Raw genomic sequence first — 11431 nt, 5'->3', positions numbered from 1 at the left:
CATGCAAGCAAAAAAGGAAAAGGCCTGCCGGGCTGTGCAGGGTGGTGTGGCAGACCGGGTAAAGCGGGAGTCAGAAGCGGGCGTTCAGCGACAGGTAAAAACGGCGGCCTTCTTCGCTGTAGTCGCTGGCGTTGATGCGCTCAAATGTGCGGTCGGCCACATTCAGAATGCCGGCGCGCAGCGTGGTGCTGGGGTTGAGTTGCCAGGCCGCGCTCAGGTCTACCAGACCATGGCCGGGCTTGCGCACGGTATTGGCCGTGTTCAGGGCCTGCGCGCTTTGCAAACGCCAGTTGGCAGCCAGACTCCATTGGGCATTCAGGCGCCAGTCGGCGCTCATATTGAGGTTGTGGCGCGAGCGGTTGAGCAGTGGCGCGTGCACCGCCTTGCTGGTGTTCTTGGCCGAGAGATAGGTGTATGCGGTCTTGAAGCCCAGATTGGCCGTGGCCTGCCATTTCCAGCTGGCTTCCAGTCCCCGGGTGCGGGCGCTGTTGATGTTCTGGTAGCTGAAGATGGGGCGGCCATCGGGCAAAAAGCCGACAAAGTTGTCGTACCCGGGTGCCAGGGCCGCATTGTTGGTGCGGCTTTCGATGTCGATCATGTTCTTGAGCTTGGTGTCGAACACGGTGACGCTGGCGTTGTGCGCGCCCTGCTGGTATTGCAGGCCGATTTCCTTGCTCAGCGCGGTTTCGGGCTTGAGGTCTTTGCTGCCGATGATGTAGCAGCCGGTGGTGGCGCTGCCGCAGGACACCGAGCCCCAGTTGGGGCTGTTTTGCACCAGCGTGGGCGTGCGAAAGGCGCGGGAGATGCCGCCCTTCACGGTCCAGGCATTGTTCAGGTGGAACACGCCATAGGCGCGGGGGCTGTGGTTGCCACCGAAGTTCTCGTGGTGGTCAAAGCGGTTGCCCAGGGTGATGGCCAGGCGCTCGGTGATACGGATTTCGTCTTCCACAAACAGGGCGAACTGGGAGACCGAGGTGGTCGGACTGCCCTGGGTGGAGGGCACGCCGGGCCAGCCGCTGAGGTTGGCGGGGTCGTAGAGTTTTTCCTTGCGGGCGTCGAAGCCCACGGTGAGGAACTGGTTACCCCAGTCCACCGGAAAGCTGGCCTTGCCGTTCAGGCCGTAGGTGTTGGAGTGGTTGGGGTTGTTCTGGGTGTCGATCATGCCCTTGAGGTTGCGGATCTCGTCGGTGCTCAGCGTCAGCTCGGTGGTGGCCGCGCCCCAGTTGCCCTTGTGGCGCAGCGCAAAGGCGTCGCGCTCCATGGTGTACATGCCCTGGGTCTTGCTGCTGGTGTCGGCATCGAAGGTGATGGTCTGGCGTGCATCGGGCCGCCAGGCCAGCTGGCCGCCGGCATGGCGGTTGCGCGTGCTGGCAAACAGCGGGTAGCCGGCGTTGAAGCGGCTCTCGGCCTTGCTGTCCGAGCGGTGGTCGTAATTGCCATAGAGCTTGATGCCCAGGCTGTTGCTCACCAGCGGGCCGCTGAGCAAAAAGCCCAGCTTCTGGCTGTCGGCCAGGTCGCGGTCCTGCTGCAGCACGGTCTCGGCCGTGACCGAGCCCTTCCAGCGTGTGCCTATGGGCTTGGTGATGATGTTGACCACGCCGCCGATGGCGTCGGCGCCATACAGCGAAGACATGGGGCCGCGCACCACCTCCACGCGCTCGATGTCGTCCAGCGGCACCCAGCCGCTGTCATAGGCCGAGCCGCCACGGAACATGGAGGTGCTGGAGTTCACGCGCTTGCCATCGATCAGCATCAGCGTGTAGGCCTGGTCGAAGCCGCGCATCTGTAGGGTGGGCGAGCCATTGGCGCTGCGGTTCAGCGTCACCCCTTCCACGCCGGCCAGCAGCTCGGCCAGCTCGTGGGAGGGGCGGCTGCGCAGCTCTTCCTGGGTGATGACGGAGATGCTGGCCGGCGCATCCTTGATATCCACGGCATTGCCGCTGGCGGTCACCACCACGGTGCCCAGCTGCTCCTCTGCGTCCGCAGTGGTGTGGGCATGGGAGAGGCTGGCGGCTGCACACAGACAGGCCAGGGAGAGGGGACGCAAGACAGTGAACATGACGGAAAAACGCCGGCTGGCATGTGTTTAAATGAGAATCGATTTTATTTACTCGCCATTTTCTGCTCTGACCTAGATGCTGCTGCATGTCTGAATTTCGCTCCAAAAACACTGGTTCTGACGCAGGCCTGCGCCGCAAGCTGCAGGTGCTGGATATAGAGCGCTCACTCCACCCCATGGGGGAGGAGTACATCGTGGGCGACCTGGGAGTGACGCCGGCCACCGATGTGCTGCTGGGGCAGATGGAGGTGATGACGGTGCAGCCAGGCATGGTGCTTTACCGCACCACGGTGCAGGACCTGTGCACCATGCGCACCTCGAATCTGCTGTACCCGGGCATCAAGATCGCGCTGCTGCTGGAAGGGGAGACCGAGCTGTTCTACGGCGATCTGCGCCTGCATCTGCGTGCTGCCGTGCCGGCGCAATGCGGGGCCATGGTGGCGCTGGCGCATACCGACCGCTTTATGCGTCAGTGGCGCGAAGGGCGGCGCGAGCGCAAGCTGGTGCTGACCTTGACGCCGCAGTGGCTGGAGCAGGCCGGTGTGCTGGAGGGGGCGGTGCGGGACTTCATGGCCAAACACCTGGCCCAGGCGCCCTGGCAGCCCTCGGCACGGGCCCTGGCGCTGGCGGACCAGCTGCACAGGGGGCGTGTGCTGCCCGCCCATTTGCAGCGCCTGTGGTATCAGAGCCGCTGCCTGGAGATCGCGCTGGAGGCGCTGGAGACATTGGGCAGCCTGGGCGCGCCGGTGGAGGGGCAGGCAGGCGGGAGGGGCACAACCCATGGCGCAGGCGGCCATGCATTGGGGCAGCGGCCTACGGGCGCACGCCAGCAGCTGCGCCTGGCCGCATTGCGCGACTGGCTGGCAACGCCCGCCGCCGATGGCATGGACCTGCCCGCCATTGCCCAGCATGCCGGCATGAGCCTGGCCCATTTGCAGCGGCATTTCCCGGCGGTGGCGGATGGGCAGAGCCTGGGGCGCTTTGTGCGCCAGCAACGCCTGCAGCGTGCGCGCACGGCGCTGGAGCAGGGGCGAATGTCCGTGGCCCAGGCCGCGCAGCTGGCCGGCTACCGCAGCAGCACGCATTTTTCGGCGGCTTTTCGCCAGTGTTTTGGCCTCAAGCCTTCTGCGGTGAAACCGGTGTCGGTTTGAAGCATGGGCGTTGAATGAATATCGGCCCATTCGGCAGAGCTCGGATATTCAGCAGGGTTTAGTGATTTGATATTTATCAAACCATTTCAAACTCATGCATTCCCTCTTTTATAGGGCCCAGCCAATAAAAAACCCCGCATGGCGGGGTTGGGGTATTCAAGCCGGAAGGCTATTTACTCCATGGTCAGCTTTTGCTTGTCGACCACGGTTTTGTAGGCCGTGTATTCGGCCTTGATTTCGGCAGCGAACTTCTCGGGCGTGCCGGCCACGATCAGCGAACCGGTGTCCTCGATGCGCTTGCGCACGGCCGGGTCCTGCAGCACCTTGTGCACGGCGGCGTTGATCTTGGTGACGATCTCCTTGGGCATGTTCTTGGGGCCGACCACGCCGTAATAGGCCATGCGGTTCACACCGGGCAGACCGACTTCGGCCAGCGTGGGCACATCGGGCAGCACGGCCAGGCGCTGGGGCGCAGCCACCACCAGGGCCACCAAGCGCTTTTCCTTCACAAAGGGCAAGGTGGAGGGGAAGTTGTCGAACAGCAGCGGGATCTGGCCGGCCACGGCGTCGTTGATGGCAGGGCCCGAGCCGCGGTAGGGCACGTGCAGCATCTGGGTGCCGGTGTCCAGCATGAACATTTCCATCATCAGGTGACCGATGGAGCCGGTGCCGGGTGTGCCGTAGGAGTATTTGTTGGGGTTCTTCTTGACCTCTTCCAGGAAGGCCTTGTAGTCCTTGCCGACAAACTTGGGGTTGGCGGCAATCACATTGGGCGTGGCGGCGATGTTCACGATGGGCGTGAAATCGGTGAACACGTTGTAGGGAATCTTGGGGTTGATGGCCGGGTTGGTGGCCGTGGTGGACACGGTGGCAATGCCCAGGTTGTAGCCATCGGCCGGGGCGCGGGCGGTTTCGGCTGCACCGATGGCACCGCCGCCACCGCCACGGTTTTCCACGATCACGGGCTGGCCCAGCTCGCGGCCCAGGGGGTCTGCAATCACCCGGGCCACCAGGTCGGTGGTGCCGCCGGCGGCAAAGGGCACCAGCAGCTTGATGGGCTTGGTGGGGTAGTTTTGGGCTTGTGCTGCGGTGCCAAAGGCGGCGAGGATGCCCAGTGCGAGCAGGCTGCGACGAATCATGTTGTCATCTCCGTTTTGTGTTGTGGTCAAACGCCACGGATATTAGGTGGGGCGCTTTATATTTGCCAGCCTGGAAAATTACTTTTTATTCGGTGTTTTCCCTTGTAACACTCGGTAGTTTGATTATCTTGATAATGCAGAAAACCCTCGCGCATGAATATGCTGCGAAGGTCTTTTAAATCGGAGTTTCATGCCGCTGCGGTGAATGCCGTCCACATCCGCATCGGCTTGGCTCAGCGCGGCCGGCGCGGTCAGATGGCGTGCTGGGCTCTGAGTGCGGCGATCTGCTCCCTGCCCAGGCCCATCTCGGCCAGCACCGCATCGGTGTGCTGGCCCAGGGCCGGTGGGGCGTGGCGGTAGGTCACGGGGGTGGCGGACAGGCGCATGGGGCTGGCCACGGTGGCTATCGTGGCCCGCTTGCTGCCTGTTTCGGCGTTGGTCTGCGTGCTGTCGCAGGCCAGCTCCATGCGGATGCCTCGGGCCTTGACTTGCGGATCATCAAAGGCCTGGGCCACGGTGTTGATGGGGCCGCAGGGCACGGCCTTGTCCTCGAACAGCGCAATCCATGCCTGGGTGGCGCGGGTTTGCATCAGCGGCACCATCAAGGCCAGCAGTTCGCTGCGGTGCTGCACGCGGGCGGTGTTGGTGGCAAAGCGTGCGTCCTGCGCCCAGGCGGGCTGGCCCACAGCGGCGCAAAAGCGGGCGAACTGGCCGTCGTTGCCAATGGCCAGCAGCACATTGCCGTCGCTGGTCTGGAAGTCCTGGTAGGGCGCCAGACTGGGGTGGATGTTGCCGGCGCGGCCTGGCGCCTTGTCGGTGGCCAGATAGCCAGCGGCCTGGTTGGCCAGCACGGCCATGCCCACATCCAGCAAGGCCATGTCGATGTACTGGCCCTGGCCTGTGCCGCAGCGCGCGTTGTCGCGGGCATTGAGCGCGGCCAGGATGGCGTTGCTGGCATAGAGCCCGGTGAACACATCGACCACGGCCACGCCCACCTTCAAAGGGCCGCCGCCGGGCTCGCCATCGGCATGGCCGGTGATGCTCATCAGCCCGCACATGGCTTGCACCATCAGGTCGTAGCCGGCACGCTCGGCATAGGGCCCATCCTGGCCAAAGCCCGTGATGGAGCAGTAAATCAGCTTGGGGTTCAAGGCCTTGAGGCTGTCGTAGTCCAGGCCGTATTGGGCCAGACCGCCAACCTTGAAGTTCTCCACCACCACATCGGCTTCCTGGGCCATGCGGCGCAGCAGGGCCTGGCCCTCAGGGTGGGCCATGTCCACGGTGATGCTGCGCTTGTTGCGATTGCAGGCCGTGAAGTAGCTGGCCTCGCGCGTGTCGTTGCCGGCCTCGTCCTTCAAAAACGGAGGCCCCCAGTGGCGCGTGTCGTCGCCTGCCACCGGGCGTTCGACCTTGATCACATCGGCACCCAGATCGGCCAGCATCTGCGTGGCCCAGGGCCCGGCCAGCACGCGGGACAGGTCCAGCACCTTGATGCCAGCCAGCGCGGCTTTGGGGGGTGCAACGGAGGCGTTCATATCCAATCCATCCGAAAGAGAAAGCAGCGCCAGAGCGCTCAAAAAATAGAAGCAGCTTGTGCGCTATGTGCTTGGGTTTTGCGTCGTAATCAATCCGGAACCCAATGCGTCGGCGCTAAGGTGGCTATGAAATAAATAGCCGCCCCAGAAGATGTCAGGGCTGCTGTATCCCACAAGCGCAAGCAGAGCCCGGGAGGGTTAGGAGGGGGCCGCGGCCTGTGTGAGCCCCCATCCCCGCCTTCCCCCGGTGGGGGAAGGAGTCATACCGGCAGGCACAGCGGATGCACGGGCTGGGCTAGCGAAACCACAGTCCAGCGGAGCAGACAAGTTCTGAGACGAGGCGTGGAGCCGCAGGCAGTAGCAGCGCTACGACCAGGCTCCACAACGACGTATCAGGGCTTGTATGCGCCGCGCCCTCAGTTAGCAAAAGCTGCGATGCCGGTCTGTGCGCGGCCGAGGATCAGCGCATGCACATCGTGCGTACCTTCATAGGTGTTCACCACTTCCAGGTTCACCAGATGGCGGGCCACGCCGAACTCGTCGGAGATGCCGTTGCCACCCATCATGTCGCGTGCCAGGCGGGCAATGTCCAGCGACTTGCCGCAGTTGTTGCGCTTGATGAGGGAGGTGATTTCCACCACGTTCTGGTGCTCGTCCTTCATGCGGCCCACGCGCAGGGCGGCTTGCAGGCCCAGGGTGATTTCGGTCTGCATATCGGCCAGCTTCTTCTGGATCAGCTGGTTGGCAGCCAGGGGGCGGCCAAACTGCTTGCGGTCCAGCGTGTACTGGCGGGCGGTGTGCCAGCAGAACTCGGCCGCACCCATGGCGCCCCAGGCGATGCCGAAGCGGGCGCTGTTCAGGCAGGTGAAGGGGCCCTTCAAGCCGCGCACTTCGGGGAAGGCGTTTTCTTCGGGCACGAAGACATCGTCCATGACGATCTCACCGGTGATGGAAGCGCGCAGGCCCACCTTGCCGTGGATGGCGGGGGCCGACAGGCCCTTCATGCCCTTGTCCAGGATGAAGCCGCGAATCTGGCCCACGGCGCCGCCTTCGGACACTTCCTTGGCCCAGACCACGAACACGTCCGCCACGGGCGAGTTGGTGATCCACATCTTGCTGCCCTTGAGCTTGTAGCCGCCGTCGACCTTGTAGGCGCGGGTGGCCATGGAGCCGGGGTCGGAGCCGTGGTCGGGCTCGGTCAGGCCAAAGCAGCCGATGAATTCACCGCTGGCCAGCTTGGGCAGGTATTTCTGCTTTTGGGCTTCGGTGCCGAATTCGTTGATGGGCACCATCACCAGGGAGGACTGCACCGAGGCCATGGAGCGGTAGCCCGAATCCACGCGCTCGATCTCGCGGGCCACCAGGCCGTAGCTCACATAGTTCAGACCGGAGCCGCCGTATTCGGTGGGGATGGTGGGGCCCAGCAGGCCCAGCTCACCCATTTCGCGAAAGATGGAGGTGTCCACGGACTCGTTGCGGAACATGGACTGCACGCGGGGCATCAGCTTGTCTTGGCAGTAGCTGCGCGCCGCGTCGCGGATCATGCGCTCATCTTCGGTCAGCTGCTCGTCGAGGTGGAAGGGGTCGTCCCATTGGAAGTTGGCCATGTCGTTGTCTCCTAGAAATCTAAAACACCCCCCTGAGCCGCTTTGCGTCTTCCCCCCTCTCAGGCTTCGCCGGAGGGGGCGGCACCAGCGCGGCGGGGCGGCCCTTGCGCGGTGCCCTGGTAAGGGGCGCGCCAGTTGCATGGTGCGGTGCGGGGAAATACTCGGGCTGCTCGGAACGGGCTCCAAGCTACCCATGGGCACGATAGTAGGCAGGCTGCCAGAGCGTGGCAAACGATTTGATTGCATCCATGTATGAGTGAAACGCATTTATTGATGTGGAAAACCCGCAGATATGGCCTAATGCAAGGCGTTATCCGCTTTGTTGCATGAAGGTTTTGCATGCGTCGTGCCATTCCCTCCACCCAGGCCCTGGCCTGTTTTGAATCCGCAGCCCGCCACGAGAGTTATACCAAGGCCGCGCAAGAGCTGGCGCTGACGCAAAGCGCCGTCTCGCGCCAGATCATTGCGCTCGAAGAGTTTGTGGGCCTGCCCCTGTTCAAGCGCACCCGCCATGGCGTGCTGCTGACCGAGGCCGGCCGCCAATATGCCCTGCAGGTGGCGCGCTGGCTGCAGGGCCTGGAGCGCGACACCCTGGACTTGATGGCCCACCAGGGCGAAGGCGGCACCATCAATCTGGCGGCCGTGCCCACGTTTGCCACGCGCTGGTTGCTGCCGCGCCTGCCGCAACTGCTGCAGGCCCACCCCGATATCCGCGTGCACATCGATGTGCAGACCCGGCCTTTTCTGTTTGCCGATACAGGCTTTGACGCCGCGCTGTACGCCGGCACGCCCGAGCAGGTGGCGCACTGGCCGGGCGTGCAGGCCCAGTGGCTGATGGACGAGGAAACCCTGCCCGTATGCAGCCCCCAGTTGTTGGCCACGGCCCAGGAACGTGATTTGGGTCGGGCCTGGCAACCCGTGAGCCCGGCCGTGATTGCTGGCATGCCGCTGCTGCAGCAAAGCACGCGGCCCTATGGCTGGCAGCAGTGGTTTGACGCCATGGAGGTGGACGCCCCGCGCGCCCTAGACGGCGCGCGGCTGGAGCTGTTTTCCATGCTGGCCGTGGCCGCCAGCCAGGGCCTGGGCGTGGCCTTGATGCCGCCCATGCTGATCGAGCAGGAGCTGGCCCGAGGCGATCTGGTGATCGCCTGCGACCGCCCGCTGCGCGGCAACCGGGCCTATTACCTGGTCACGCCCGCCCTGGCAGAAGGCGCCCAGCCCGCAGCGGCGCTGCGCGTGTTCAGCCAGTGGCTGTTGGCGCGGGCCGAAGCCGTGCGCAAGCCGGGCTTGCCAGGCAAGACTGCCTAAAAATTAAGCGCATGGTGTTTTGTTGAATATTGACAAGCACTTAAGTCAGTTATCCCGGTGGCTATTCGCACTTGTCCACAAGCTTGTCTCCGGGGAATGGGGGTAACTGGGGAAAACCAAGGAAGTTGCCCCCTGGGTGTGGAAAGAAGTCGTTTCAAGCCCATCAAACAGGGCGGCAGGGAACAAAAAGCGCTGCTTATGGGGTATCTCAAGCTGGTTTGCTTAAAAAATAAGCGGCCATGGGAAAGGCGTTACCTGACAAAGGCTTAAGCCACTTATCCCGGAGCCCGGCGGCGCTTGTCCACAAGCTTGGGCAGGGAGAATGGGGACAACCGGGCCAGGCCAGGGGGAAGCAGGGTGCATCTTTGCTTGAGAGTCCAGCTGGCTCAAGAGGGGGCTGCTTTCGACCGAGGCTGTGTGAAAACGCTTGGCCGCTCACGCTTCAAAATTTAAAATCACAGCACCCGGTTTTAGCGAGGTGACCCATGAAGCGATTCATTGAAGGCCAGGCCCGCGAGCAAGTGACCTTGCTGCCCGAGTGTCTCGATGACTTTGTGGGTGTAGACAATCCCGTGCGCATTGTCGATGCGTTCGTTGAAGAACTGGACTTGTGTTCGATGGGCTTTGATGGGGCAACACCTGCAGCCACAGGTCGCCCGGCTTATCACCCTGCGGTACTGCTCAAGGTCTACATCTACGGGTATCTCAACCGCATCCAATCCAGCCGCTGCCTGGAGCGTGAAGCGCAGCGCAATGTGGAGCTCATGTGGCTCACTGGCCGTTTGTCACCTGACTTCAAAACAATCGCTGATTTCCGTCGAGATAACGGCGCAGGCATCCGCAATGTATGCCGCCGGTTCGTAGTGCTGTGTCGTGATCTGAAGCTGTTTACCAAGGCTCTGGTAGCGATTGATGGCAGCAAGTTCAAAGCCGTCAACACTCGTGACAAGAACTTCACCTTGGGCAAGATTGACAAGCGCCAACAGCAGATCGAAGAAAGCATTCAGCGCTACCTGGCAGATCTGGATACAGCAGATCGCACGCAGCCTGCGGAGCTTGAGGCGCGGACCACCCGACTCCAAGACAAGATAGCCTTGCTGCGCAAACAAATGCAGGCACTCGATGAGGTGAAGGAACAACTCAAAGAGCAGCCGGACAAGCAGCTATCAACAACAGACCCAGATGCCAGATCCATGGCCACCAGTGGCCGAGGCTCTGGCATGGTGGCCTATAACGTTCAGGTAGCGGTAGATGCCAAACATCATCTGATCGTCGCCCATGAAGTGATCAATCAAGGCCATGACAGAAGTGCTCTTGCTGCCATGGCACTGGCTGCACGCAAGGCCATGGGCAAACGCAAGCTGCAAGCCATTGCGGACCGTGGCTATTACAGTGGTGAGCAGATCAAAGCATGCGAAGACACTGGTGTAGCAGCCATTCTTCCCAAGCCCAATACATCTGGTGCGCGTGCCAAAGGCCGCTTCGATCGCTCAGACTTCATCTACATCCAGAAAGATGACGAATACCAGTGCCCCGCAGGACAGCGGGCCATCTACCGCTTCACCCGCGAGGAGGCAGGTCTGCAAATGCGACGCTACTGGAGCAGCGCTTGCAAACAATGCCCAATCAAATCCCAGTGCACGCCCAGCGATTACCGCCGCATCAGTCGATGGGAGCACGAAGACGTCGTGGAGCGAGCGCAGCAGCGTTTGGACCAAATGCCTGACGCCATGATGGTGAGAAGGCGGACGGTGGAGCATGTGTTCGGCACGCTCAAGCATTGGATGGGGTACACGCACTTCCTAACCAGGCGGCTGCCGAATGTGAGCACCGAGATGAGCTTGAATGTGCTGGCCTACAACCTTAAGCGAGTGCTTGGAATTCTTGGGTTCGCAAGAACCATGGCTGCAATGCGTCTGGTAGGCAGGTGAGCCCTTTTAAAGGGTGAAATTGGAGTCAGAAACGGCGTTGGATGCCCGATTGGGAGGGGACAGGTCGTTCTTGAGGGAAAAAATCTTCAACACCACGAAATGCAAGAGCTTGTTGACCCATTGGCTGAGATGCCGGTGAAGTTTTTGAGTTTCCACACAGCCTCGACCCCAAGCAGCCTGTCGATGCTCATGGAGTCAGCGTCCGGAGGCAGCCACTCAATGCAACTTTCAGAGAACAATGAACTTAGACCTCATTCTTCCCCGAGAGAAGGCTCTTGCGGATGAGAACGTCTCCAAGCGGCTGGTCAGGCCATTTCCGCCATTGCCTTGGCTTCGTTGATCGAACGGAGTTCTCAACTTCATCCAGTTGATTAACGTCTTGGGCCACAACGGCCTTTGCCAGCGCTGAGTCTTGGGCACGACGTTCAGATCGAATGTCGAGAGCTTTGGCAAGAGGAATGTTCTTACGTGAGGATTTATTGTTTTCGCCGTACGTGTTCCGTCGATCTTTCGCGTAGCTGAGCTGTTTTTTCTGCTGGGGTGTCATAAAAATTTGTGCTCAAAGTTAGGTTCGCATTGCAATAACGACACTGGCGCTTACAGCAAGCCTACCCGAAAACGGCCCCTGGTTTTCGACAGCTCCTGGCCGAATGCCGAAGTCCATAAAACCCCGGTTTGGTCAGAATTTTCACGGGCAAGAT

Annotated in this window: 8 protein-coding genes; 3 read left to right on the top strand and 5 right to left on the bottom strand. The window is 61.8% G+C overall.

Annotated elements, in window-relative coordinates; all coding sequences use genetic code 11:
* Positions 1-70: 70 nt before the first annotated feature.
* Positions 71-2059: a TonB-dependent receptor domain-containing protein gene (locus ACA027_RS16290; RefSeq protein WP_370679246.1), complete on the bottom strand. Its 1989-nt coding sequence runs from the start codon at positions 2057-2059 to the stop codon at positions 71-73.
* A gap of 86 nt (positions 2060-2145) precedes the next feature.
* On the opposite strand from ACA027_RS16290, the gene ACA027_RS16285 reads away from it, so the two are divergent.
* Complete coding sequence (locus tag ACA027_RS16285; RefSeq protein ID WP_370679245.1) at positions 2146-3210, top strand: helix-turn-helix transcriptional regulator; 1065 nt, start codon at positions 2146-2148, stop codon at positions 3208-3210.
* Between the two features lie 173 nt (positions 3211-3383).
* Here the strand turns inward: ACA027_RS16285 and ACA027_RS16280 are convergent, their stop codons facing one another.
* From ACA027_RS16280 to ACA027_RS16270, 3 genes are all read right to left on the bottom strand, one after another.
* Positions 3384-4349 carry a tripartite tricarboxylate transporter substrate binding protein BugE gene (locus tag ACA027_RS16280; RefSeq protein WP_370679244.1) on the bottom strand — a complete coding sequence of 322 codons (966 nt, stop codon included), beginning with the start codon at positions 4347-4349 and terminating at the stop codon, positions 3384-3386.
* Between the two features lie 251 nt (positions 4350-4600).
* Positions 4601-5884 (bottom strand): CaiB/BaiF CoA transferase family protein, encoded by a 1284-nt coding sequence (locus ACA027_RS16275; RefSeq protein ID WP_370679243.1) that lies wholly within the window; start codon positions 5882-5884, stop codon positions 4601-4603.
* Positions 5885-6300: 416 nt separating this feature from the next.
* Complete coding sequence (locus tag ACA027_RS16270) at positions 6301-7491, bottom strand: acyl-CoA dehydrogenase (RefSeq protein WP_370679242.1); 1191 nt, start codon at positions 7489-7491, stop codon at positions 6301-6303.
* Positions 7492-7830: 339 nt separating this feature from the next.
* Here ACA027_RS16270 and ACA027_RS16265 point away from each other — a divergent pair, with 339 nt between their 5' ends.
* Together ACA027_RS16265 and ACA027_RS16260 are read left to right on the top strand one after the other, a co-directional pair.
* Positions 7831-8799 carry a LysR substrate-binding domain-containing protein gene (locus ACA027_RS16265; protein WP_370679241.1) on the top strand — a complete coding sequence of 323 codons (969 nt, stop codon included), beginning with the start codon at positions 7831-7833 and terminating at the stop codon, positions 8797-8799.
* A 485-nt stretch (positions 8800-9284) separates the two neighbouring features.
* On the top strand, positions 9285-10730 hold the full coding sequence (locus ACA027_RS16260; protein WP_370679240.1) for an IS1182 family transposase: 1446 nt from the start codon (positions 9285-9287) through the stop codon (positions 10728-10730).
* 244 nt (positions 10731-10974) lie between these two features.
* Here the strand turns inward: ACA027_RS16260 and ACA027_RS16255 are convergent, their stop codons facing one another.
* The gene (locus ACA027_RS16255; protein WP_370679239.1) at positions 10975-11277 is read right to left on the bottom strand and encodes a hypothetical protein; all 303 of its coding nucleotides are present in this window, start codon (positions 11275-11277) and stop codon (positions 10975-10977) included.
* Between the last annotated feature and the right edge of the window lie 154 nt (positions 11278-11431).

It is taken from the genome of Comamonas sp. GB3 AK4-5, assembly GCF_041320665.1.
Taxonomy (GTDB): domain Bacteria; phylum Pseudomonadota; class Gammaproteobacteria; order Burkholderiales; family Burkholderiaceae_C; genus Comamonas.
Note: the sequence above shows the minus strand (reverse complement) of the source record. Positions and strands in the feature narration are given on the sequence as shown.